Source organism: Bacillus sp. AY2-1 (assembly GCF_008368965.1).
GTDB lineage: Bacteria > Bacillota > Bacilli > Bacillales > Bacillaceae_G > Bacillus_A > Bacillus_A thuringiensis_S.
This window is the reverse complement of sequence record NZ_QPEL01000035.1, coordinates 1-23,850: the sequence shown is the minus strand read 5'-3', so window position 1 is coordinate 23,850 and position 23,850 is coordinate 1. Positions and strand designations below refer to the sequence as shown.

Here is a 23,850-nt window from a genome sequence, read left to right as displayed (position 1 = left end):
CAATTCATTTTAACAAAGTAAAAAAGGATGCCTTTACAAGGCATCCTCTTGATGTTCAGGAACAAATAGTTCTAAACAATGATATATATTTTCGAATTCCATCGGTGCATCTCCACCATACTCACCATCTAAATTAATCATTAGTTTATCTGGTGAATGTACTTTAATTCGGTTCGCTTGTGTATATAACACTTTTGGATTATTAATATGTTCACCACGTTGTGCTTGTGTTGCTGCTTTAATTAAATCAGCGATAGAACCTTTTTTCAGTACTAATAGGTCAAATAACCCATCGTTAATAGATGCATACGGTGCTACCTTTTCAAATCCACCTACTGAACGAGTATTCGTAATTAAAAACATCGTAATTTCTTCTTGTAGTAACTTTCCATCATACTCAATTTCAACATATGTCGGATGCAATGATGGTAACATCTCGATACCTTTTAGGTAATAAGCAAGTTGTCCTAATACTGTCTTTAACTTACTCGGTACTTCGTATGTTAATTCTGTAATACGACCGCCACCAGCGATGTTAATAAAATATGTATCGTTCGCTCTACCGAGGTCTAATGGCACTGTTTTTCCTTCGCAAATAATATCTGCTGCCTCTTCAATAGAACGAGGTACACCAATCGCACGTGCAAAGTCATTTGTCGTTCCAACTGGAATAATTCCAAATTTCGGGCGGAATTCATGTCCAACTAAACCGTTTACTACTTCATTTAATGTACCGTCGCCACCAGCGGCAATAACAACATCAAACTTACGATCCGCAGCTTGCCTCGCCGCCACAGTAGCGTCTCCAGGACCCGTTGTCGCATGACAAGATGTCTCATAGCCAGCTTGTTCTAATTTTTGTAATACTTCTGGTAAGCTCTTCTTAAATAGCTCACGCCCAGAAGTAGGATTATAAATAATTCTTGCTCGCTTCATCATTTATTAGCACAGGAAATTTCTTTATGCATCGAAAAAGAACATACCGAACTTCTATTCAGTATTCCCATGCCTACCTCCTCTCATCTTGCTATCCTTCTTTTATCCCGCTCAAACAGGCAGTAAGAACCCGATTCGTGTAGTCCATCAAAAGTAAATATTCATTTCAATGGTTTTGTTTTATTTGACCAAAAAATTTATCCCGCTATTTGTGGGCAGTAAATGCCCGATTGGTGTGGGCTAATAATCAGCTTTGGATGAACCTCCCACTGATTAAAGTTTCACTTTATTTCTATCCATTCTTCCATAAAAATTTACATATAACGAATAATAACTATCTATTATTTCATGAGATGAAAAAAACCTCTATGTTTAGATTTATCATTATTCCCACCTTTTTGCAACTATCATACCATAGTTGCTATACAAACATTTTTCCACTTTTGACAGTTAATCAAACGTTTGTTTAAACGATTTTGTCTCATTTAAACAAACGTTTGATTAACCTAGAAAAACACCCATGTACGGGTGTTTTTCTGCTTAATCTTTAAAAGTCACTACTATTATCGCTTATTAATCTCTTCAAGTAAGATTTTGTTAACAAGCGGTGGATTTGCTTGTCCTTTTGTAGCTTTCATAATTTGACCAACTAAGAACCCAATTGCACGGTCTTTACCGTTTTTAAAGTCTTCGATAGATTGCCCATTATTATCAAGAATTTCTGTTACAACTTTACGAAGTGTACCCTCGTCAGAAATTTGAACAAGACCTTTCGCTTTAACGATTTCTTCTGGGTCTCCACCTTTTTCGATTAATTCATTAAATACTTTCTTCGCAATTTTAGAAGAAATTGTACCTTTTTCAATTAATTGAACCATTTTAGATAAACCAGCAGGCGTTAATGCAACGTCTTTTAATTCTTTTTGTTGTTTGTTTAAGTATGCAAGTACTTCACCCATTAACCAGTTCGATGTTAATTTCGCATCAGCACCGTCTGCAACAGTCGCTTCAAAGAAATCAGACATTTCTTTCGTTAATGTTAATACGTGTGCATCATAAGCTGGTAAGCCAATTTCTGCAACGTAGCGAGCTTTACGCGCATCTGGAAGTTCTGGAATAGAAGCTCGAACTGCTTCTTTCCACTCATCGTCGATGTAAAGTTCAACTAAGTCTGGCTCAGGGAAGTAACGGTAATCGTCAGATCCTTCTTTCACACGCATTAAGATTGTTTTCTTCGTTGCTTCATCATAACGACGTGTTTCTTGTTGGATGATACCACCAGATAACAGTTCTTTTTCTTGGCGCACTTGCTCGTGCTCAAGACCTTTTTGTACGTAAGTGAATGAGTTTAAGTTTTTCAGTTCCGCTTTTGTACCAAACTTCTCTTGTCCAACTGGACGAAGAGAAATGTTCGCATCACAACGCAGAGAACCTTCTTCCATCTTACAATCAGATACACCAGTATATTGAATGATTGATTTTAACTTCTCTAAGTATGCATATGCTTCTTCTGGCGTACGCATATCTGGCTCAGATACGATCTCGATTAAAGGCATACCTTGACGGTTGTAGTCTACTAATGAACCATCAGCTGTATGCGTTGATTTACCAGCATCTTCTTCTAAATGAAGACGTGTAATACCGATACGTTTCTTTTTACCGTCTACTTCGATTTCAATCCAACCATTTTCACCAATTGGCTTATCAAATTGAGAAATTTGGTAAGCTTTCGGATTATCTGGATAGAAATAGTTTTTACGGTCGAACTTCGTTTCCGTTGCGATCTCACAGTTTAATGCCATTGCAGCTTTCATTGCAAAGTTAACTGCTTCTTTATTTAAAGTAGGAAGTACCCCTGGGTATCCTAAGTCAATTACACTTGTTTGTGTATTTGGCTCCGCTCCGAATTCTGTTGGACTCGCAGAGAAAATTTTCGAATTTGTTTTTAACTCAACGTGAACCTCTAAACCAATAATTGTTTCTAAATTCATCTATGCTCGCCTCCTTACAGACTTGCTTTTTTTGTATGATAGTCTGTTGCTTGCTCAAACGCATGTGCAACGCGGTAAATTGTCGCTTCATCGAAGTGTTTACCAATGATTTGTAGACCAAGTGGCATGTTGTTAGCACCGAATCCACATGGAACTGAAATCGCTGGAACACCCGCTAAGTTTACTGGGATTGTTAAAATGTCATTTGCATACATTGTCATTGGGTCGTCAACTTTTTCTCCAACTTTAAATGCCGGAGTTGGTGTTGTTGGTCCAATAATAACATCATAGTTAGCAAATACATTTTCAAAGTCATTTTTAATTAATGTACGTACTTGTTGTGCTTTTTTGTAATATGCATCATAGTAACCAGAGCTAAGGGCAAATGTACCAAGCATAATACGACGTTTAACTTCATCACCGAAACCTTCACTACGTGTGTTTTTGTAAAGATCTAATAAGTTATTTACATTATCAGAACGAACACCGTAACGCACGCCATCAAAGCGTGAAAGGTTAGCAGATGCTTCAGAAGAAGATAATAAGTAATACGTTGCTAGAGCGTATTTAGAGTGCGGAAGAGATACTTCCTCCCAAGTTGCGCCCATACCTTCTAATACTTTTAAAGCAGCTAGTACTGACTCACGAGCTTCTTCGCCAACACCTTCGCCTAAGTATTCTTTCGGTACAGCAATGCGTAAACCTTTAACATCGCCTGTTAAACCAGCTAAATAGTTTCCAACTTCAACATTTGCAGAAGTTGCATCCATGCGGTCAATACCTGAAATAGCTTGTAATAAGTATGCATTGTCTTCTACTGTACGTGTAATCGGTCCGATTTGGTCAAGTGAAGATGCGAATGCTACTAATCCGTAACGAGATACGCGTCCGTAAGTTGGTTTTAAACCTACAACACCGCAATATGCAGCCGGCTGACGGATAGAACCACCCGTATCAGAACCTAGAGAGAATAGTACTTCTCCCGCTGCTACAGCTGCTGCAGAACCACCACTAGATCCGCCCGGAACGTAATCTAAGTTCCATGGGTTTTTCGTAGCGTAGAATCCTGAGTTTTCATTTGAAGAACCCATTGCAAACTCGTCCATGTTTAATTTACCGATTGTAATCGTGTCAGCAGCTTTTAGCTTTTGCACAACTGTCGCATCATAAATTGGATCGAAGTTTGCTAACATTTTACTCGCACAAGTTGTACGAAGGCCGTTAGTTACAATGTTATCTTTTACACCAATCGGCATACCGAATAATAAACCATTATCTTCAGCGCCGATTTTTGCATCTAATTCTTTCGCTTTTGCGCGTGCATTTTCTTCATCTAATGTAAGAAAAGCTTTTACGTTATCTTCAACATCCGCAATACGTTTGTAAGATTCTTCTACTAAATCCGTAACGGAAATTTCTTTGTTGTTTAATTTCTTATGTAACTCTGATACTGAATGATCAAATAATGACATCGAAATTCCCCTCCTCTATTCTAATACTGCTGGAACACGGATTTGATTATCTTTGTGATCCGGTGCATTTTTTAATACTTCTTCGACTGGTAAACCTTTTTCTGGTACATCTTCACGCATAACATTTTTCATAGTTAATACATGAGTTGTTGGTTTTACATCTGTTGTATCTAATTCATTTAACTGTTCTGCAAATGTAACAATTGCATCTAGTTGTTTTTGAAATTTTTCAGCTTCTTGATCAGTAATTGCAAGACGTGCTAAATGTGCTACGTGCTTTACATTCTCAACGGAAATTCTTGACACGGCTAGGCCACCTCCATAATATATCGTTCAATCTACAATACTATTGATGATACCAAATTTTCAGTACTTCAAGCAAGTCAACACACGGCACTTACGCCATTTTTACATAAAAAAAGAAAGGCAAATGCCTTTCTTTACAATTTACTCTTTATCTAACGGTTTATTTTTCGGAAATCTCTCGTTATCTTCTTCATTATCACGAATTGTTTTTTGTAACACAAAACAAGACATCGTTAAAAATAGTGTTCCAATTAAATAGTATCCTTTTACACTAAGCGTTTCATCTAACGTATAAATCCCAATTAGCATACCTGAAAGCGCACAAACAAATGAAGTCCATGCTAAAAATGTGAACGCTTGCGTATTACGTCTTCTCATCGTTCTCCCCCTCGTTAGCTGTATACCCATTATAGATAAGTATATTTACCATGATGGATTTTTATGTAAATTCTAGTTTTATATTTATAAATCTATCATAAAAGAATACTATTTTAAAGATAGTTTTCTTTTTAATCTGAAAAATCAATTAAAAGCATTGACAATTATTTCTATTCTACATAAAATAAAAATAAATATTACGAACCTCGAAATATACGGGAGTGGAATTAATTGTTGCAATATGAACATTTTTTAGACTTACTGCTAGATAACGCCAAGAAACTTTTCTATCCTGAAGAATGGGTAAGCCTAGATTTAACACTTTCTAAAACAGAAGTATTTTGTTTACTTTGGATGGAGCGAAATACAGATATTACAATGACAAAAATTGCTGACCTTCTTGATATACCGATGAGTACAACGACAGGTGTTGTAAATCGCCTCGTAAAAAAGGGCTATATTGAAAGGTACCGTGATGAAAACGACCGACGCATTGTATTAATTCGTTTAACAGAAAACGGCGTAATGCTCGTCCAAGAAGTAAAACAAAATGCAGCCCATTACTTTAACCTAGTGACAGAAGCATTATCAGAAGAAGAAAAAGCATTCTTACTACAAATCTTCCAAAAGATCATGAATCACATCGCTACGTCACAGCAAAAAACAGAAGAAAAGGTTTCTACACCTAAAATGAAAAACATTCCGATTGAATAAAACCCTAGTTGGGTTTTTATTCAATATTTTATTTCGATACTCGTAATATTCGACACTCGAAACAAAGGGGATAGAATAATGAGAATTATTTTGTATACAGGTAAAGGCGGCGTAGGAAAAACTAGCATTTCAGCAGCAACAGCGCTTCAAAGCGCAAAACAAGGATTAAAAACATTAGTAATGAGTACAGATCCTGCTCATAGTTTAGGAGATTCATTTGGTATAAAGCTATCTTCTGAGCCATTAGAAATTCGTGAAAATTTGTGGGCACAAGAAATTAATACGATTTATGAGATGGAAAAAGGCTGGGGGAAATTACAGAAATATATTACGCTACTCTTCACTTCCAAAGCAGCTGATGATATTACAACAGAAGAGTTAACGATGTTTCCTGGTATGGAAGATTTAATTAGCTTACTTCGCGTACTCGATTATTATAAACAAAACACATATGATGTTATTATCATTGATTGTGCTCCAACAGGAGAAACATTAGCAATGCTCAGCTTTCCAGACATGCTCAGCTGGTGGATGGAAAAACTCTTTCCTATTAAAAGAAAAGTTTTAAAAGTTGTTCGCCCTGTAGCTCAACCACTTCTTGGTGTTCCTCTTCCAACCGATGATATTATGGACGAATTAACGAATACACTTGAACAGCTCGGAGAAATGAGAGATATTTTATCAAACCGAGAAATAACAAGTATCCGCATCGTTGTAAATCCCGAAAAAATGGTCATTAAAGAAGCTCAGCGTAGCTTTACTTATTTAAATTTATACGATTATAACGTAGATGCCATTATGATTAACCGCGTCATCCCTAACACTGTCACCGATCCTTATTTTCAAGCATGGAAAGATACTCAAAAAAAATATAAAACATTAATTCAAGATAGTTTTCAGCCGCTTCCTATTTACGAAGCTCCAATGTTTGAACAAGAAGTTGTTGGTTTACCTATGTTAGAGCGTGTAGGAGATGCTTTATTTAAAACTGATCATTGTCCTACTGAAGTGAAATTTAACGGCCGCACACAATATGTAAAAAAAGATGGCGATGATTATATTTTCATTCTTTCTATTCCCTTCTCAAATAAAAGTGAACTTTCATTAAATCAAAAAGGTGATGAACTTATTATTCGAGCCGGTTCTGTTAAACGGAACATCACGTTACCCAAAACATTAACACACCTTTCTATTCAAGGAGCAAAATTTGAAGAAGATGTACTAAATATTCGCTTTGGAGGTGTAGTACATGCATGAGGAATTACTACGAAGGGTAATTCGTACAAAAGTAAAAGTCGGGATGCATATATTAGAAGAGCTACCTAATCCAATCCAGCAATCAGCTAAGCAAATATTAAATATTTTACAAGAGGAACTAGCTGCTTATCCGAAAGAACGAGAGCATCATGATGTTAATTTAAAAAATATCATAATTGAATAACTATCTCTGTATAGAGGGCCTTTTTTAGGCTTTCTATACTTTATTGGAGTGATGTAAGTTGATGAAAAAGCATTCCACTACTATACTCTGGATCATTCCCTTATTATTTTTCATTCATAACCTTGAAGAAGCTTTCCAAATGCCACAATATCTTGCTAATCAATTTTCAATCCGTATTATAACTAGCCAACAATTCTTCATTGCCATTTCCGTATTAACAATCTTTGTATTACTTATCGTCTTTCTATATCAACTTAACTTCTTGTCTTCTATATGCTGGATTATTTTTATACAAGGGGCCATCTTCTTTAACTCTGTTCAACATATTATTTTGTTTTTCATTTATCGCTCCTATAACCCCGGCGTAATATCAGCATTTTTCATTACTCTCTTTTCTATTTTCTTTTTTTTATCAAAAAAACACTTAATTCATCAAAAGCAATTCGTAATTACACTCCTTTTCAGCTTATTTTCTTATCCCATTATAATTTGGATTACCTTACTGTTCGCTATCTACTTTCATTCATAAAAAAAGACCAGGAAAACTCCTGGTCCATTACTCTACTTAACAAACATTGGATTCTACGTTATACAAAATTGGAAGGTACAGAATTAGGGTTCGTTTGTTAAGTAGATTATATGTTGAACGAACTAACAGCGGAGGGGTTCCTTCTGTTAGTCCATTAAACCCAATCATTATTTTACGATTTTTTCAAGCTCCTCAAGTGAAAGGTCAACTGAAATTGAACCATCATTTGTTTCTTTCTTAATTGCATCTGTTACTTCTTTTGAATGATATAATTCAATTACTTTTTTCAGTGTTTGATCATCTTTATCTTTCGTACGAGCTGCGAAAATATTAATATAAGGCTTCGCATTTTCATTCTTTGGATCTTCTAAGAAAATAGGATCCTTCGCTGGATCTAATCCAGCTTGACCAGCAACACCGTTATTAATAACTGAAGCTGCTACATCTTTTAATACACGAGGTGTTTGCTGTGCGATAACCGGCGTGATTTTTAATTTCTTCGGATTTTCAGCAATGCCGCTTGGATCTCCAAATAAGCCAAAATCTTTTTTAAGCTTTAATAATCCAGCTGCATCAAGAAGTTTTAATGCACGTGCTTGGTTCGTTGGATCGTTTGGAATTGCAATTTCTGAACCATCTGGGATTTCATTTGCTTTCTTATATTTTTCAGAGTATAAACCCATTGGTGCAATTTGCGTTGTACCAACAGCTGTAATATCTAACTTATGCTCTTTTTTTAATTGCTCTAAGAAAGCAATATGCTGGAATGAGTTTAATTCAATATCTCCATCAGCTAACGCTTTATTTGGCGTTGTGTAATCAGAGAACTCAATCAGTTTAACTTTAATCCCTTCTTTTTCAGCTTTTTTCTTCAAAATTTCCCAAGCGTCTCCATCCGTTCCAGTTACACCGACGCGAACTACTTTTTCTTTCGCTCCTGCACCCGTGTCTCCACTTGAGCAGCCGCTTAATGCTGAGATTCCTACAATCGCTGATAATGCAAATGCTAAAATTTTCTTCATTTTCTTTTCCTCTCTTCCTTTTTATGATCTGCGTAACAAGACTTTCGCAAAGTAGTTTCCTAAATTTTGAGCTATCTGTACGAGAATAATAAGTAAAACAACCGTTACGAACATAACCGATGTATCAAAACGTTGATAACCATATGTCATTGCCAAGTCACCAAGACCGCCACCACCGACAAGCCCAGCAACTGCAGAAAATTCAATTAAACCAACTGTCATAAACGTGACACCTAAGATTAATGGTGCTAACGCTTCTGGTACAAGGATTTCAAAAACGATTCTAATTGGCGAGGCGCCCATTGCTTGCGCTGCTTCAATTACTCCTTTCGGAACGGAAACAAGATTTGTTTCAACCATTCTAGCAATACCAATTGATGCGACTAACGTCATCGGGAAAATTGCCGCTGCTGTTCCAATCGTCGTTCCAATAACGCTTCTTGTTAGTGGGCTTAAAGCTACTAAAAAGATAATGAATGGTACCGGACGAATTGTATTAATTATGATGTTAAGAATAGAAAAGACCCATTTATTTTCTAAAAAGTTTCCTTTTCTCGTTACATATAAAAGTAAACCTAGAGGTATACCCAGAATTGTAGCGAATATAAGTGTTACAATTACCATTAAGAGGGTATCTCCCGTCGCATCTAGTATGCGCGGCCAAAATATACTCCAATCAACTCGCATGAGCTTCTACCTCCTTCAGCTGCACTTGCAGTCTTAGATGTTGTAATGCTTTTTGAATTTCCCTCTGCTCACCTTGCAATTCTACAAGCAGATTTCCAAATAGCACATTTTGAAGTTCAATAATATTTCCGTACAGTACATTTACATCAACGTTATAGTTTTTTGCGATATATGATAGTACCGGCTGTCCTGTCTCCTCACCAGTAAATGTTAGACGATAAATTTGACCACCATTTTGAATTTTCGCTAGAACACTTTCTGGTAAATGATCATTAATAACAGAACGTACAAAGTTTTGAGTCGTCTTTGTTTTTGGTTGCGTGAAAACATCAAACAGTTTTCCTTCTTCAATAACTTTTCCCTTCTCCATTACAGCTACACGGTGACAAATTTCTTTCACAACATGCATTTCATGTGTAATAAGAAGAATTGTTAAATTGTATTCTCGATTTACTTTCTTTAATAAGTTTAGAATTTCTGTCGTCGTTTCTGGATCTAAGGCTGATGTTGCCTCATCACATATAAGAATATCTGGCGATGTCGCAAGTGCTCTAGCAATACCAACACGCTGCTTTTGTCCCCCTGATAGCTGTTCTGGATAATAGTTTGCTTTATCTTCTAACCCTACAAACCTCAGCAGTTCATTCACTCGTTCCTTTATCTCGTTCTTTGGCAATTTCGCTAACTTTAATGGATAAGCAATATTCCCAAACACTGTTCTTGAATTAAATAAATTAAAGCTTTGAAAAATCATTCCGATTCTTTGTCTTAGTTTGCGTAATTCTTTCGTCGATAATGATGTAATATCTTTATCATCTATTGAAATCGTTCCTGCCGTCGGTCTCTCTAACATATTTACTAAGCGTAATAATGTACTCTTTCCAGCTCCACTAAAACCGATAATGCCAAAAATTTCGCCTTTCTCAACTGATAATGTTACATCCTCCACCGCATGAACAAATTGCCCAGCTGATTCATACACTTTACTTACATTGTTAAAAGAAATCATTTTTCCCCCTCCTATATGCTGTAAAAACTTAAAGTAGAGCTTTCGAGGTAAAATAAAAAGTGCCCTCCTTCTTATCAACCATAAAGATAAGAAGGAGAGCACTTATATGTACTCGTTCACATCTTCTCATCTTCCAAGCCTTTATATGGCTTGCTGGAGTTAGCACGGTATTAAAAAACCCGTTGCTGAGGTATCGTAGGGCCAGTCCCTCCACCTCTCTGGATAAGAATGTATCGATTTAATTGTCGTTTAATTAATTCTCATTATAGAACTCAGAATAATAAGAGTCAATACATTTTTTAGAAAAATATTAATTATTCCTTTATTAAAATTTTCAGATGAATATTCATCTGAAAAATAGTAACTTTCAAGGTTATTTAAAATTCTTCTTCCTCATATTTTTAAACAGGAGAATCCTCTCTACAAATTGAATAAATTTATTTGAATATGAAACTCGGAGGAAGATAAATATATGAAAACAGCTCTTTTACTCGTCGATATTCAAAACGATTATTTTCCAAATGGAAAGATGGAATTGCGTAATCCAGTAGAAGCAAGCGAATATACTAATCAGTTATTACAACACTTTAGAACAAACAGCGAACCTATTTTTCATATCCAACACGTAGCTATAAAAGATGACGCTACTTTTTTCCTACCTAATACAGAAGGTGTACATATTCATGAAAGCGTACGTCCACTTAGAGAAGAAACAGTTATAGTCAAACATTATCCAAATAGCTTCCGAGAAACTAATCTTCTAGAGCAATTAAAACGTTTAAATATTGAACATGTCGTTGTATGCGGGATGATGACTCATATGTGTATCGATGCAACAGTAAGGGCTGCATTCGATTTTGGCTTTCAATGTACCGTTATACATGACGCTTGTGCTACAAAAGACCTTTCTTTTAAGAACGCTACTATACCAGCTGTTTATATTCACAATACAATTTTAGCTAGTTTAAATGGCGTATATGCAAATGTAATAAGCACGCAAGAATTTTTAGCTACATAAAAAAACACTCCTTTCAGTGAGCAAAACTGAAAGGAGTGTTCCTTGTCGAACCATAGATTTTCTTTCAAATTGTATTATACAGGAAATTCTCAAAATGAATACTAAAAAATATGACTAATAAGTCAACTTTTCTCATCATTTTATTTCTGTTCACATGTTTATCACGCTATTAATAGGTTTTAGCTCATTCCCTTCGAACGATGGTAATATATAGGATTTCAATTTTAAAAGGAGCTCTTCACATTCTGTGAAGAGCTCCTCTACTATTTCTTATAAAGTTTCAGAAGTAGTTTTTGCTTGCATGTGAAGTGCTAAGTAATCAGGTCCACCAGCTTTAGAGTCTGTACCAGACATGTTAAAGCCACCGAATGGTTGGTAACCTACGATTGCACCAGTACATCCACGGTTGAAGTATAAGTTACCAACGTGGAAGTCTTCGCGTGCTTTTTCAATATGGTCACGGTTGTTAGTAATAACAGCACCTGTTAAACCGTATTCCGTATTGTTTGCAATTGCAAGTGCATGATCAAAGTCTTTCGCTTTACAGAATGCTACTACTGGTCCGAAGATTTCTTCTTTCATTAAGCGAGCATCTTCTGCAACGTCAGCAACGATTGTTGGTTGGATGAACCAGCCTTTAGAATCGTCTCCTTCGCCACCTGCTAAGATTCTACCTTCTTCTTTACCAATTGCAACATAGCTCATTACTTTATCAAATGCAGCTTGGTCATTAACAGGACCCATGTTTGTACCTAATACTGCTGGGTTAGCAACTGTTAATTCTTTCGTTAATTCAACAGCACGATTTAATACGTGATCGTATACATCTTCATGGATTACTGCACGAGAACATGCAGAACATTTTTGTCCTGAGAATCCGAATGCTGATGCAACGATAGACTTAGCTGCTAATTCAAGATCTGCTTCTTTATCAACAACGATTGTATCTTTACCGCCCATTTCAGCGATAACACGTTTTAACCAAATTTGTCCTGGGTTTACTTTCGCTGCACGCTCATAGATACGGATACCTACATCACGAGATCCCGTGAAGCTTACGAAACGTGTACGAGGATGATCTACTAAGTAGTCACCAACTTCAGAACCGTTACCTGGAACGAAGTTTACTACGCCAGCTGGTAAGCCAGCTTCTTCTAATACTTCCATAAATTTCGCTGCTACTACAGGAGTTGTACTAGCTGGTTTTAGTAATACTGTGTTACCAGAAACTAAAGCAGCTGTTGTCATACCTGCCATAATTGCGAATGGGAAGTTCCAAGGAGAAATGATAACACCTACTCCTAATGGAATGTAAGAGAAACGATTATATTCAATTGGACGGCTTTCTACTGGAATACCGTCTTTTAATTTTAACATTTGACGACCATAATATTCCATAAAATCGATTGCTTCTGCTGTATCAGCATCTGCCTCATTCCATGGCTTACCTGCTTCTTTTACAAGAATAGCAGAGAATTCATGTTTTCTGCGACGAACGATTGCTGCAGCACGGAATAAAATGTCTGCACGCATTTCTGGCTTTGATTTTCTCCAAGTTTGGAATGTTTCATCCGCTACTTGCATTGCTTTTTCAGCTAACTCACGGCTTGCTTTTGAAACACGACCAACAAGTTCCTCTTTATTTGCAGGGTTTACAGAAACAATTTTGTCTTCTGTAGTGATTTTTTCTCCCCCAATAATTAATGGATAGTCTTGTCCAAGATAAGATTCTACTTTCTTTAAACCTTCTTCAAACGCTAATTTGTTAGCCTCCACTGAAAAATCTGTAAATGGCTCATGTTTGTATGCTACTACCATTTTTTTTAGCCTCCCCTTAGAAAAACGTTTACATTTTACAACATTATTCTACACGATAATTTAGATTTATTCAAATATTCCTAGACTTATATTTTAAAAATTAATAAATTTTTAAAATATAATAAAAAAAGAGATTCATACATGCGTATGAATCTACAAAATATGAGTATATTCCAAAACATTTTTCCCGATCAATAATATAGTAACTAATAAAAATAAAGTTCTTACATATCCAACACCTTTTTGAACCGCAAACTTCGATCCAAAATAAGCACCTAAGATCATTGATAATCCCATGATAATACCGTATTCAAAATGAATTATGTCTAAAAATAAAAAAGTAATTAAAGATACAATATTACTAACAAAGTTCAAAAGTTTTCCAGATGCTGCCGCTTGAATAAAATCCAAGCCAATTAATAAAAATGCAAAAATTAAAAACGACCCTGTCCCTGGTCCAAAAAATCCATCATAAAATCCTATCATTAAAATAGCAAAGAAAAATATTAATGTTTTTCTTTACGTCATCTTCTTATAGGTAGACACACTTCCCCAATTCTTTTTTGCAATAATATAAATAGCAATAAATACCAACATTACAAGTACTAATGGGCGTAAAATATCCGATGGAATAAATTTTACTACTAAAGCGCCTGCAACAGCTCCAACAATAGTTAACGGGATTAACTTTCCTACAATTTTAAAATCAACTTTTCCTGATCGAATGAAATACATCGCACTCGTAAACGTCCCCATCGTTGCCGCTAATTTATTCGTTGCAATTGCCGAAGCTGGCGATAAGCCAACAAACATAAGCGCCGGAAGCGAAATTAACCCTCCTCCTCCAACAACCGAATCAATAAAAGCTGCTAAAAAACCGAATGCAATTAATAAAATAATGACTTGAAAACTTAATTCTTCCATGAGCTTTACCCCTTACCCCTATTATTTACAACATTTTAAATTATAACAAAATTGCATAAGAAAAAAAGCTGTTCCTTAGAGGAACAGCCTTCATATTTAATCTAAAATTTTCACAAGTGGTTCATCTTGTTTTGCTTCACGTATAATAATGGCTTCTGGGCGTTCTACAGATTTAATTGTTACTTGTACTTTCATATAATTCGGGAAGTATTCCATAACAAGCCCTGCCACATATTGTGTAAAACCAACTATTTCAGCTTTTCCATTAAATTGGACAGGAATATCAAGCTTCATTTCTCTTAATTCATCATCTCTATACATACCCGTACCAATAACAGCTGTATAGTCGCCTTGGAAATAATCGCTTAGTTTTGCCTTAAAGTTGGATACTCTTGCAAGATCTTCACGTTTATTATCTGTTTTCGCTTGCTCTGATGGGAACAAATAATATTTTTCATTAATTTGTTTCCAATCTTCAACCGTTTCACTACCTTTTTCAACATTTGCATAAGAAACAAAATTACCTGGCACAAGTGACGCCTTCGGAGCCTGACGATAAATTGCAAATGTTATCGGAAGGTTTTTTGTTTCAGGATCTTTTTGATGCATAAACTTCAAGACTTCTTGCGCCATTTTTTTCCCTTCAGCTAACATTTTTTCATTCGAGATTGTAGCTTCACGTGGGTAACCATGTTCTTCATTATAATAATGCACTGAATTCATTGCTAATCCAACTACAATGCCGCTACGCTCATCTTTGTCGCCGTTTTTCACATAATAATCATGCTCTAAAATATTGGAAATATATATTGGATTTTTTTTGTTTTTTTCTTCTAGTATTTCGGATCCTTCACCTAAAGCTGGATTTAATCCTATGTTTGGAAATTTAACTGCATCTTTTTTTAATGTATCTTCTAGTTCTTTCTGTTCAGCATTTGTACGCTTTCTTTTAACAAGCATTTGTACATATTGAGCCTCTAGAGTATCTCCGCCTTTAAAGAAATGATCTTTCGTACTAAATGATTCCTTCGCAATACGCATTAATCCTGTTTCAAATTCATCTATATCAAGACGATTATTTACTCCTTGCACGACTAAACCACGTGCCTTTCCACCATAAAATGGAATAGTCGTCTTATAATATTCATCCGACATAGCGTATTTTGGGACAACTGATTGTTCTTTTGCTTTCCCCGATTTCTCAGACACTTTTTCATCTTTGTCGGCACCTGCACTACACCCACTTACAAGTAGGCCAAGGCTTAATACCGCTAATGCTATTTTTTTCATGGTAAGTTTGCACCTCTTACTTATTTAGCTCTTGTAAGAACCTCTCTTCATTCCAAACCTCAACATTATGTTTCTCCGCTTGTGCTAATTTCGAACCAGCCGATTCACCTGCAACAACCAAATCTGTACTCTTACTAACACTTCCTGTTACTTTTCCACCTAATGCCTCAATCTTCTTCTTCGCTTCACTTCGTCCCATAACTTCTAGCTTACCTGTTAAAACAACCGTTTTTCCTGCGAAGTAAGATTCAACATTTTGTAAATCTGCAATTTTTATACCTTTGTATGTCATATTCACGCCATACTCTTTAAACTGCTGTAATAACTCTAATACATCTTCATTATCAAAATATGTCACAACAGATTGAGCCATTTTTTCGCCAATTTCATTAATTGCTTTTAGTTCTTCTTCTGTTGCTTTTACAAGCTCATCCATCGTTTCAAAGTGCTCTGCAAATGTACGTGCTGCTTTCGCTCCAACGTGTCGAATTCCAAGACCAAATAATAATCGCTCTAACGAGTTTTCTTTAGAATTTTCAATTGCTTGTATTAAGTTTGTTGCTGATTTTTCACCAAAACGTTCTAACTGTAATAACTGCTCTTTCGTTAATGCATATAAATCAGCAAATGTACGAATATAATCTGCATCAAAAAGTTGTGTAATGACACGTTCTCCAAGCCCATCAATATTCATTGCATTTCTTGAAACGAAATGAATTAATCCTTCGCGAATTTGAGCTGGACAAGTTGGATTTATACATCGAAGTGCTACTTCTTCTTCTAAACGAACAAGTTCACTCTCACATGCTGGGCAATGCGTTGGCATGCGGTATTCTTCTTCTTCACCAGTACGCTTATCAAAAATAACGTTCACAACTTCAGGAATAATATCTCCAGCCTTCTTCACAACAACGTAGTCACCAATTCGAATGTCTTTTTCACGAATTAAATCTTCGTTATGTAAAGAAGCACGACGAACGATCGTACCAGCAACTCTCACTGGCTCTAGCTCTGCAGTCGGTGTTACAACCCCTGTTCGGCCAACACTTAATTCAATGCCTGTTAATCTCGTTACAACTTCTTCAGCCGGGAATTTATAAGCAATCGCCCATCTTGGACTCTTCGCTGTAGTTCCTAGACTTTCTTGAAGAGCAACATCATCTACTTTTATAACGATTCCATCAATCTCATAATCAAGATGCGGACGTTTTTCTTGCCATTCTTCTACATAAGCTATAACCTCTTCGATTGTTTCACATGTACGGCGATTTGGATTTGTCTTAAATCCGAGTTCACCTAGGAAATCAAGCGATTCACTGTGCGATGGAATTGTTTTTTCTTCTACATTCGCAAGACCGTACACAAACATAGATAAGTTACGCTTCGCTGCAATTTTCGGATCAAGTTGACGTATTGAGCCTGCTGCCGCATTACGCGGATTCGCAAATACATCTTCTCCATTTTGCTCTTTTTCTTCATTTAGTTTAACAAATGAACGCTTCGGCATATAAGCTTCGCCTCGTGCTTCTAACGTTACTTCTTCATTTAAACGAAGTGGGATAGCTTTAATCGTTTTTAAATTTTGAGTAATATCTTCACCCGTTACACCATCACCACGTGTCGCCCCTTGAATGAAGCGTCCTTTTTCATAATGAAGCGAAACGGCAAGCCCGTCAATTTTTAATTCACATATATATCTTACATTCGCATCATCAATTCCTTGACGTACTCTTCTGTCGAAATCACGTAAATCTCCTTCGTTAAATGCATTTCCTAAACTTAACATTGGTGACTTATGTGTTACTTTTTCGAATATATCAAGAATAGTTCCCCCAACGCGAACGGAGGGAGAATCTTCACTCATAAAATCTGGGTTCTCTGCTTCTAATTTTATAAGCTCCTGCATATTACGGTCATATTCCGCATCAGAAACAGAAGGATTGTCTAATACGTGATATTGATAATTAAATGTATTTAACAAATCACGCAGTTCTTCTATACGTTTTTTTGCTATCTCTTTTGACATATCCTCATTCCTTTCTATTGTTTCGTCACAGGTGCAAATTTTGCTAACAAACGTTTAACACCAATCGGGCTTGGGAACGCAATATCTAATTCTTTTGCATCACCTTCACCTTTTACACTTACAACTGTACCGATTCCCCATTTTTGGTGGGAAGCTTTATCGCCTACTGCCCAGCCAATTTGCTCACCGCCTGTCGTCTTAGCTGCAGGACGCGCGAAAGCTGAACGAGAGCGTGTTGTGGTTGTCGTTGTCATTTTACTGCTACTTGCTGTTCTGCCTTTTGCACCAAACGAATTTTCACGCTTCGGCGCTGTTTCATTTAATGATTCCACTAGTTCTGTCGGGATTTCTGTAATGAAGCGAGACGCAGCGTTCATACTTGTTCTACCAAATAAAGTACGCATTTGCGCATTAGATAAATATAGCTCTTCTTCTGCACGAGTAATACCTACATAAGCAAGACGACGTTCTTCTTGCATTTCATCCTCTTCCATAAGAGAACGAGTATGAGGGAATATCCCTTCCTCTAAACCAACAATAAAGACAACCGGGAACTCTAATCCTTTCGCTGAGTGCATCGTCATTAAGATAACTTCTTCACCAGCAGTTGGGTCTTCATCTACACGATCAATATCAGCAACAAGTGCTAAATCTGTTAAGAATGCAACAAGACTCTTATCTTCGCTTTGAGATTCAAATGTTTGCGTAACAGATAAGAACTCGTCTAAGTTTTCTAAACGACCTTCCGCTTCTAAAGAACGCTCATTTTTCAACATATCGCGATAGCCTGTTTTTTCAATAACTTCTTCTACTAATTCTGTAACAGATAAATACTCTTGCATATTTACCCAGTTGTGTAATAAACTTGCGAATTCTTTTACTGCCTTTGTAATTTTTGCACTTACTCCAACATGCTCAATCTCATCAAATACAGCAGTTAATGAAATTCCGTTTTGCACACCATAATTAATAATTTTATCAATAGAAGTCGCACCAATACCACGCTTTGGCATGTTAATAATACGTGCAAAACTAATTTCATCATCTGGATTACCGATTAAACGTAAGTACGCCAAAATATCTTTAATCTCTTTACGGTCGTAGAACTTCGTACCCCCGACAATTTTGTACGGGATGTTAGATTTAAGGAAAATCTCCTCGACCATACGAGACTGAGCATTCGTACGATATAGTACTGCAAAATCAGTGTATTTTCGTTTCCCCATTTGAAGATCGTCACGAATTTTTTTCGCAACAAAATATGCTTCGTCCTTTTCAGTTGCAGCACGATAATACGAAATTTTGCTCCCAACTTGATTGTCCGTCCATAATTTCTTCGGTTTACGATTCGTATTTTTTTCAATAACAGCATTCGCTGCATTTAAAATATTTTGTGACGAACGATAGTTTTGTTCTAACAAAATTACTTGTGCATTCTCATAATCTTTTTCGAATGACAAAATGTTAGAAATATCTGCACCACGCCAGCGATAAATAGACTGGTCAGAGTCACCTACAACGCAAAGATTTTTAAAACGCGCTGCCAAATGTTTAACAAGAAGATATTGCGCTTTATTCGTATCTTGATACTCATCAACGTGAATATATTGGAACTTACGCTGATAAAACTCCAATACTTCTGGAACACGTTCAAATAGCTGAATCGTCGTCATAATTAAATCATCAAAGTCTAATGAATTATTTTTCAAAAGACGTTTTTGATACTCTGTGTATACATCGCTCGTTAATTTTTCATATGGATCAGCCATTGTAATTTTTTTTGCATATTTATCCGCAGATAACAGTTCATTTTTCGCATTACTAATACCCGCTAAAATAGAGCGCGGCTCAAATTTCTTCGGATCAATATTGCGCTCTTTCATAATTTTTTTGACTACCGTTAACTGATCACCTGAATCTAAGATTGTAAAGTTACGATTAATGCCAATACGATCGATATCACGTCGTAAAATACGTACACACATAGAGTGGAACGTCGAAATCCAAATATCTTCTGCTTCTGGTCCCACAAGTGTATCAATACGCTCGCGCATTTCACGAGCTGCTTTATTTGTGAAGGTAATAGCTAATACATTCCATGGTGCTACACCTTTTTCACCAAGCAAATACGCAATACGGTGTGTTAACACACGTGTTTTACCACTACCTGCACCTGCCATTAATAGAAGTGGTCCATTCGTTGTTTGTACCGCTTTTTGTTGCTGTGGATTTAAACCGTTTAATAACTTATCTGTCATACTCATATACGCCTGCACCTACTCTCCTTTTACTGCTTTAACTGTTTTTAACGCCGATTTTATATCATCATAAATAATATTTCCAACAACTACTGTATCAGCATATTGTGCCATTTCTTTCGCCTGTTCTGCATTAGAAATACCGCCGCCATAGTATAACTTAGCTTGTTTCAATTCTGCTTTTACATTTTTAACAAGTTCAACTTCTCCATACGTACCGCTATATTCTAAATAAAATATCGGTAAATGTAATAACTTGTCTGCTAAACGAGCATATGCAATAACGTCATCTTCTGTTAAATCACATTTCGCATCTGTAAGCTGGGCTACTTTCGCTTCTGGATTTAAAACACAATACCCTTCCATAAAAATTTCGTCCCAGTCCATAATATCCCCAAATTCTTTCAATGCCTCATGATGAACACCTGTTACCCATTCTACTTTTCGGCTATTTAACACACTTGGGATGTAATAAAAATCAAATCCTGGTGTAATTGCTTCTACATCAGAGACCTCTAATACACAAGGAACAGCATATCTACGAATGCTAACTAGCATGTGTAATACGTTATCAATTGTAACCCCATCACTTCCGCCTACAATAACCGCATCAGTTCCAGACTCACAAATCATTTCTAAATGTTCATCGCTTAACTCCTTATTTGGATCAAGCTTAAATACATGTTTCCATCCGGAAATATCGTACATGAAAACACCCTTCCTTTTCTCTAGTTATATCTATAGTTCTGTTTAAAATAACAGTTAGTTTTCATCTTGTTTTTTAAATATTTTTCAAAAAGAATGATTTAATTTCATCTTCTTTTTATGCATTCTTTCATTATAACAAAAAAAGCTACTGACACACACGCCCATTCCAACATCTTTTTCAACGTCAAATGTTGGATTACATATCCCCAAAATCACACGGGATACTAATAAGAGAAGTAGTATTTACTATTTCAATTTTCATAAAAAGGAGTGTTTTTCTAATGAAGCAAAACATCGGGACAATAAACGCTCTAATTCGAATTACACTTGGGCTTGTCCTCTTCGGATGTAGTGCAACTAAACTTGTACGCAATCCATGGTGCACTTGGTCTAACATTTTTCTATGGATTGGTGCAATGAAAGTTGCAGAGGGAATTGTTCGCTTCTGCCCTATTGTTGAAGCGTGGAAGTTTGGAAAATACATGAATATGAGTGCATTTAAAATGCCTAGCATGAATTTTACTGAAAAAGGACATGCTAAAGAAGAAGTGAATCAAACTTCCTCTCATGACAAGCCAAAGTCAAAAGGAAGTTATGACGCTTCTGACAAAGAGATTGAGTCAGCGATTGAAGAAATAATCCTGGCAAAACCGCTTTGAATCATTTGTCACGATGCAAGATGCTCTCAAAGGGACTTAGCTGCTGCAGTGGGCGGTTAAGTCTTCTTTATTTTACCATAAAAACAGAACGTATATTCCCTTTTTAAGCTTAAAATGTATATAAAAGATATCAATCAATAAAATTCAGAAAATTAGGTGCATACCTCTTGCTTAAAATGATATAAAAGTGATATCATTTTTATATCAGGAGGCGATCATATGAAAGAAAAACAAGTATTTTATGTAAATGGTTTTCTCGGTATTATTGGAATTTTGATTTTAGCGGCTATCGGTGTATTTTTCCTTGCACAAGAAATTTTTATAGGAGCAGCACTAACTATTGTATTAGCCGCAATTCTCGCTACGGGTATCGGGATTGTTCAACCAAATCAAGCGAAAGTTATTACGTTCTTTGGTAATTATTTAGGAACAATTCGTCAAAACGGTTTATTTTTAACGATTCCGTTCGCATTCCGTCAAACTGTATCTTTACGTGTTGAAAACTTTAATAGTAAGAAATTAAAAGTAAACGATGTTGAGGGAAATCCGATTGAAATTGCAGCTGTTATCGTATATAAAGTAGTTGATTCTGCAAAAGCAATGTTCGGTGTTGAACATTACGATCGATTTGTAGAAATTCAAAGCGAAACGGCAATCCGCCACGTCGCAACAAAATATCCATATGACAATTTCCAAGATGAAACTTGCATTACGTTACGCGGAAATACTGAAGAAATCTCTGAAGAATTAAAACGTGAGTTAGAGGCACGTCTTGAAATTGCTGGTGTAGAAGTATTGGAAACTCGTTTAACGCATTTAGCTTACGCAACAGAAATTGCCCATGCAATGCTACAACGTCAACAAGCAAAAGCAGTATTAGCTGCTAGAAAAGAAATTGTTGAAGGTGCTGTGAAGATGGCCAAAGATTCAATCCATATGTTAGATGAAGAAGGCGTACTGGAACTCGATGACGAGCGTAAAGCAAATATGGTAAACAACTTATTAGTTGCCATCGTTTCAGATAAAGGTGCGCAACCGGTTATTAATACAGGAAGCCTATACTAAGGGCTATAAGTAATTATGGCTAAAAAGAAAAGCTTTCCATTACGTATTGATCCTGAATTACACGCAGTCATCGAAAAATGGGCAAATGATGAGTTTCGTAGCGTCAATGCACACATCGAGTATTTACTTCGAGAAATGGCAAAGCAAAAAGGGAAATTAAAAAAAGATAAAGATGCATAAAAAATCCCGCTGATTCCTCAGCGGGATTTTTACATATTAACTTCTCGTCATCTTATGCTCAATTGCACGATATCCTATATCACTTCGATAAAATAGACCATCACTCTCAATTTTACCGATTTCTTTATATACTTTATCTTTTGCTTCTTGTAAACTATTCGCCTTGCAAGCAACAAATAGTACACGGCCACCGTTTGTTACAAAATCACCATGCTTCATCGCTGTGCCTGAATGGAAAACAATCGCATCTTGCAGTGCATCTAATCCTTTAATAATGTCACCTTTTTTATATGCTTCTGGATATCCTTTCGAAGCAAGTACAACACCAATTACTGCTTCCTCTGACCATTGTAACGTTAGCTCACTTTCATCTAATACAGCGTTACATACATCAACTAAATCGTTTTCTAAGCGAGGTAATACTACTTCTGTTTCAGGATCACCAAAGCGTGCATTAAATTCAATTACCTTTGGACCATCATTTGTTAAAATAAGACCTGCGTATAAAATGCCTGTAAACGAACGGTTTTCTGCAATCATCGCTTTAGCAGTTGGATGTAATACCGTTTTTATCGCCTCTTGAACTGCTGATTCTGGAATTTGTGGCACTGGAGAATACGCACCCATTCCGCCCGTATTTGGACCTTTATCACCATCAAAAGCTCTTTTATGATCTTGGGCGATTACCATTGGATGTACAGTTGTTCCATTCACGAATGCCATTAATGAAAATTCTTGTCCATCTAAAAACTCTTCAATAACGACCTTCTTACTTGCCGCGCCGAATTTCACATCTTGCAGCATTTCTTTCACAGCTTGTAATGCCTCTTCAAGTGTCATTGCTACTGTCACGCCTTTACCAGCAGCTAGGCCGTCAGCTTTAATAACGATTGGTGCACCAACTTTTTGAATGTACTGTACTGCTTCTTCATAATCTGTAAAAGTTTCATACGCCGCAGTTGGAATATCATATTTTTTCATTAATTCTTTCGTAAAAGCTTTACTACCTTCAATAACAGCAGCCGCTTTATTCGGACCAAATACGCGAAGTCCCTCTTCGTTAAATCGATCAACAATTCCATTCATAAGTGGAATTTCTGGTCCAACGAAAGTTAATTCAACCTTATTCTCTTTAGCAAATAAAACTAATGCATCAAAATCATTTTCATCAATATCAACTGGTGTTGCAACATCGCGCATACCTTCATTACCTGGTGCTACATACACCTTTTCTACTTTTTCAGATTGTGCAAACTTCCAAGCTAAAGCATGCTCACGCCCACCGCGGCCAATTACTAAAACATTCATATTTCATCCCCCAATAACTAAATAAGTACAAACTAGAAGCTATGCTCCTAGTTTGCTTTCTCATATCAATAAAAGTTTAAAAGGAGGATCGAGAGAACCGAGCTGGTCTAG

At 36.3% G+C, this 23,850-nt stretch carries 21 protein-coding genes, 2 pseudogenes and 1 riboswitch; of the genes and pseudogenes, 8 read left to right on the top strand and 15 right to left on the bottom strand.

All coding sequences use genetic code 11. From position 1 onward, the window contains the following. Window positions 1-33 precede the first annotated feature (33 nt). From DN403_RS09565 to DN403_RS09545, 5 genes are all read right to left on the bottom strand, one after another. Window positions 34-939, bottom strand: a complete 906-nt coding sequence (locus DN403_RS09565) for a diacylglycerol kinase (RefSeq protein ID WP_000977679.1) — start codon at window positions 937-939, stop codon at window positions 34-36. A 560-nt stretch (window positions 940-1,499) separates the two neighbouring features. Further along, entirely contained in the window at window positions 1,500-2,927 is a 1,428-nt protein-coding gene (gatB, locus tag DN403_RS09560; RefSeq protein WP_001047684.1) for an Asp-tRNA(Asn)/Glu-tRNA(Gln) amidotransferase subunit GatB, read from the bottom strand. Window positions 2,928-2,941: 14 nt separating this feature from the next. Continuing rightward, window positions 2,942-4,399 (bottom strand): Asp-tRNA(Asn)/Glu-tRNA(Gln) amidotransferase subunit GatA, encoded by a 1,458-nt coding sequence (gene gatA, locus DN403_RS09555; protein ID WP_000051441.1) that lies wholly within the window; start codon window positions 4,397-4,399, stop codon window positions 2,942-2,944. Window positions 4,400-4,414: 15 nt separating this feature from the next. Continuing rightward, on the bottom strand, window positions 4,415-4,705 hold the full coding sequence (gene gatC / locus DN403_RS09550; RefSeq protein ID WP_000086999.1) for an Asp-tRNA(Asn)/Glu-tRNA(Gln) amidotransferase subunit GatC: 291 nt from the start codon (window positions 4,703-4,705) through the stop codon (window positions 4,415-4,417). 141 nt (window positions 4,706-4,846) lie between these two features. After that, on the bottom strand, window positions 4,847-5,083 hold the full coding sequence (locus DN403_RS09545; RefSeq protein WP_001254393.1) for a YiaA/YiaB family inner membrane protein: 237 nt from the start codon (window positions 5,081-5,083) through the stop codon (window positions 4,847-4,849). A gap of 231 nt (window positions 5,084-5,314) precedes the next feature. On the opposite strand from DN403_RS09545, the gene DN403_RS09540 reads away from it, so the two are divergent. From DN403_RS09540 to DN403_RS09525, 4 genes are all read left to right on the top strand, one after another. Continuing rightward, window positions 5,315-5,797 (top strand): MarR family winged helix-turn-helix transcriptional regulator, encoded by a 483-nt coding sequence (locus DN403_RS09540; RefSeq protein WP_000942477.1) that lies wholly within the window; start codon window positions 5,315-5,317, stop codon window positions 5,795-5,797. Window positions 5,798-5,872: 75 nt separating this feature from the next. Then, window positions 5,873-7,054 (top strand): ArsA family ATPase, encoded by a 1,182-nt coding sequence (locus DN403_RS09535; protein ID WP_079997070.1) that lies wholly within the window; start codon window positions 5,873-5,875, stop codon window positions 7,052-7,054. After that, window positions 7,047-7,238, top strand: a complete 192-nt coding sequence (locus DN403_RS09530; RefSeq protein WP_000544107.1) for a DUF3926 domain-containing protein — start codon at window positions 7,047-7,049, stop codon at window positions 7,236-7,238. The genes DN403_RS09535 and DN403_RS09530 overlap by 8 nt, the downstream gene beginning before the upstream one ends. Before the next feature lie 61 nt (window positions 7,239-7,299). Then, window positions 7,300-7,767: an HXXEE domain-containing protein gene (locus DN403_RS09525; RefSeq protein ID WP_002083648.1), complete on the top strand. Its 468-nt coding sequence runs from the start codon at window positions 7,300-7,302 to the stop codon at window positions 7,765-7,767. A gap of 167 nt (window positions 7,768-7,934) precedes the next feature. Here the strand turns inward: DN403_RS09525 and DN403_RS09520 are convergent, their stop codons facing one another. Genes DN403_RS09520 through DN403_RS09510 form a run of 3 tightly spaced genes read right to left on the bottom strand, consistent with a single transcriptional unit; the run spans window position 7,935 to window position 10,485 of the window. Further along, window positions 7,935-8,789, bottom strand: a complete 855-nt coding sequence (locus tag DN403_RS09520) for a MetQ/NlpA family ABC transporter substrate-binding protein (protein ID WP_149185423.1) — start codon at window positions 8,787-8,789, stop codon at window positions 7,935-7,937. 21 nt (window positions 8,790-8,810) lie between these two features. Then, entirely contained in the window at window positions 8,811-9,476 is a 666-nt protein-coding gene (locus DN403_RS09515; protein ID WP_001261865.1) for a methionine ABC transporter permease, read from the bottom strand. Next, window positions 9,466-10,485, bottom strand: a complete 1,020-nt coding sequence (locus DN403_RS09510; protein WP_000622964.1) for a methionine ABC transporter ATP-binding protein — start codon at window positions 10,483-10,485, stop codon at window positions 9,466-9,468. The genes DN403_RS09515 and DN403_RS09510 overlap by 11 nt, the downstream gene beginning before the upstream one ends. Before the next feature lie 123 nt (window positions 10,486-10,608). After that, a riboswitch (SAM riboswitch) is annotated at window positions 10,609-10,714 on the bottom strand. A 243-nt stretch (window positions 10,715-10,957) separates the two neighbouring features. Here DN403_RS09510 and DN403_RS09500 point away from each other — a divergent pair. Continuing rightward, window positions 10,958-11,523, top strand: a pseudogene (locus DN403_RS09500) (cysteine hydrolase family protein). Between the two features lie 250 nt (window positions 11,524-11,773). Here the strand turns inward: DN403_RS09500 and pruA are convergent. The 6 genes and pseudogenes from pruA to pcrB all read right to left on the bottom strand — a co-directional run bounded on the left by pruA (window position 11,774) and on the right by pcrB (window position 20,527). Beyond that, window positions 11,774-13,321 carry an L-glutamate gamma-semialdehyde dehydrogenase gene (pruA, locus tag DN403_RS09495; RefSeq protein WP_000259555.1) on the bottom strand — a complete coding sequence of 516 codons (1,548 nt, stop codon included), beginning with the start codon at window positions 13,319-13,321 and terminating at the stop codon, window positions 11,774-11,776. Window positions 13,322-13,474: 153 nt separating this feature from the next. Then, a pseudogene (locus DN403_RS09490) lies at window positions 13,475-14,245 on the bottom strand (TSUP family transporter). Between the two features lie 96 nt (window positions 14,246-14,341). Beyond that, complete coding sequence (locus tag DN403_RS09485; RefSeq protein WP_000717037.1) at window positions 14,342-15,535, bottom strand: CamS family sex pheromone protein; 1,194 nt, start codon at window positions 15,533-15,535, stop codon at window positions 14,342-14,344. 16 nt (window positions 15,536-15,551) lie between these two features. Beyond that, window positions 15,552-17,561: an NAD-dependent DNA ligase LigA gene (gene ligA, locus DN403_RS09480; protein ID WP_000031422.1), complete on the bottom strand. Its 2,010-nt coding sequence runs from the start codon at window positions 17,559-17,561 to the stop codon at window positions 15,552-15,554. Between the two features lie 14 nt (window positions 17,562-17,575). After that, the gene (pcrA, locus tag DN403_RS09475; RefSeq protein ID WP_003309016.1) at window positions 17,576-19,825 is read right to left on the bottom strand and encodes a DNA helicase PcrA; all 2,250 of its coding nucleotides are present in this window, start codon (window positions 19,823-19,825) and stop codon (window positions 17,576-17,578) included. A gap of 12 nt (window positions 19,826-19,837) precedes the next feature. Beyond that, window positions 19,838-20,527 carry a heptaprenylglyceryl phosphate synthase gene (pcrB, locus tag DN403_RS09470; RefSeq protein WP_000272084.1) on the bottom strand — a complete coding sequence of 230 codons (690 nt, stop codon included), beginning with the start codon at window positions 20,525-20,527 and terminating at the stop codon, window positions 19,838-19,840. Window positions 20,528-20,808: 281 nt separating this feature from the next. Between pcrB and DN403_RS09465 the strand changes: the two genes are divergently transcribed. From DN403_RS09465 to DN403_RS09455, 3 genes are all read left to right on the top strand, one after another. Further along, window positions 20,809-21,186, top strand: a complete 378-nt coding sequence (locus DN403_RS09465; protein WP_000812356.1) for a YgaP family membrane protein — start codon at window positions 20,809-20,811, stop codon at window positions 21,184-21,186. 219 nt (window positions 21,187-21,405) lie between these two features. Continuing rightward, entirely contained in the window at window positions 21,406-22,251 is an 846-nt protein-coding gene (locus tag DN403_RS09460) for an SPFH domain-containing protein (protein WP_000660674.1), read from the top strand. Window positions 22,252-22,266: 15 nt separating this feature from the next. Beyond that, entirely contained in the window at window positions 22,267-22,431 is a 165-nt protein-coding gene (locus tag DN403_RS09455) for a type II toxin-antitoxin system antitoxin (RefSeq protein WP_001085171.1), read from the top strand. 36 nt (window positions 22,432-22,467) lie between these two features. On the opposite strand, the gene purD is transcribed toward DN403_RS09455, so the two are convergent. Further along, on the bottom strand, window positions 22,468-23,739 hold the full coding sequence (purD, locus tag DN403_RS09450; RefSeq protein ID WP_001101961.1) for a phosphoribosylamine--glycine ligase: 1,272 nt from the start codon (window positions 23,737-23,739) through the stop codon (window positions 22,468-22,470). Window positions 23,740-23,850 lie beyond the last annotated feature (111 nt).

Coding starts and splice junctions, on each gene's coding strand:
- DN403_RS09465 (WP_000812356.1), top strand. CDS start 20,809: ATGAAGCAAAACATCGGGACAATAAACGCTCTAATTCGAATTACACTT.
- pruA (WP_000259555.1), bottom strand. CDS start 13,321: ATGGTAGTAGCATACAAACATGAGCCATTTACAGATTTTTCAGTGGAG.
- DN403_RS09485 (WP_000717037.1), bottom strand. CDS start 15,535: ATGAAAAAAATAGCATTAGCGGTATTAAGCCTTGGCCTACTTGTAAGT.
- DN403_RS09510 (WP_000622964.1), bottom strand. CDS start 10,485: ATGATTTCTTTTAACAATGTAAGTAAAGTGTATGAATCAGCTGGGCAA.
- DN403_RS09515 (WP_001261865.1), bottom strand. CDS start 9,476: ATGCGAGTTGATTGGAGTATATTTTGGCCGCGCATACTAGATGCGACG.
- pcrA (WP_003309016.1), bottom strand. CDS start 19,825: ATGAGTATGACAGATAAGTTATTAAACGGTTTAAATCCACAGCAACAA.
- gatB (WP_001047684.1), bottom strand. CDS start 2,927: ATGAATTTAGAAACAATTATTGGTTTAGAGGTTCACGTTGAGTTAAAA.
- DN403_RS09460 (WP_000660674.1), top strand. CDS start 21,406: ATGAAAGAAAAACAAGTATTTTATGTAAATGGTTTTCTCGGTATTATT.
- pcrB (WP_000272084.1), bottom strand. CDS start 20,527: ATGTACGATATTTCCGGATGGAAACATGTATTTAAGCTTGATCCAAAT.
- ligA (WP_000031422.1), bottom strand. CDS start 17,561: ATGTCAAAAGAGATAGCAAAAAAACGTATAGAAGAACTGCGTGATTTG.
- DN403_RS09565 (WP_000977679.1), bottom strand. CDS start 939: ATGATGAAGCGAGCAAGAATTATTTATAATCCTACTTCTGGGCGTGAG.
- DN403_RS09455 (WP_001085171.1), top strand. CDS start 22,267: ATGGCTAAAAAGAAAAGCTTTCCATTACGTATTGATCCTGAATTACAC.
- DN403_RS09520 (WP_149185423.1), bottom strand. CDS start 8,789: ATGAAGAAAATTTTAGCATTTGCATTATCAGCGATTGTAGGAATCTCA.
- DN403_RS09525 (WP_002083648.1), top strand. CDS start 7,300: ATGAAAAAGCATTCCACTACTATACTCTGGATCATTCCCTTATTATTT.
- DN403_RS09530 (WP_000544107.1), top strand. CDS start 7,047: ATGCATGAGGAATTACTACGAAGGGTAATTCGTACAAAAGTAAAAGTC.
- purD (WP_001101961.1), bottom strand. CDS start 23,739: ATGAATGTTTTAGTAATTGGCCGCGGTGGGCGTGAGCATGCTTTAGCT.
- gatA (WP_000051441.1), bottom strand. CDS start 4,399: ATGTCATTATTTGATCATTCAGTATCAGAGTTACATAAGAAATTAAAC.
- DN403_RS09545 (WP_001254393.1), bottom strand. CDS start 5,083: ATGAGAAGACGTAATACGCAAGCGTTCACATTTTTAGCATGGACTTCA.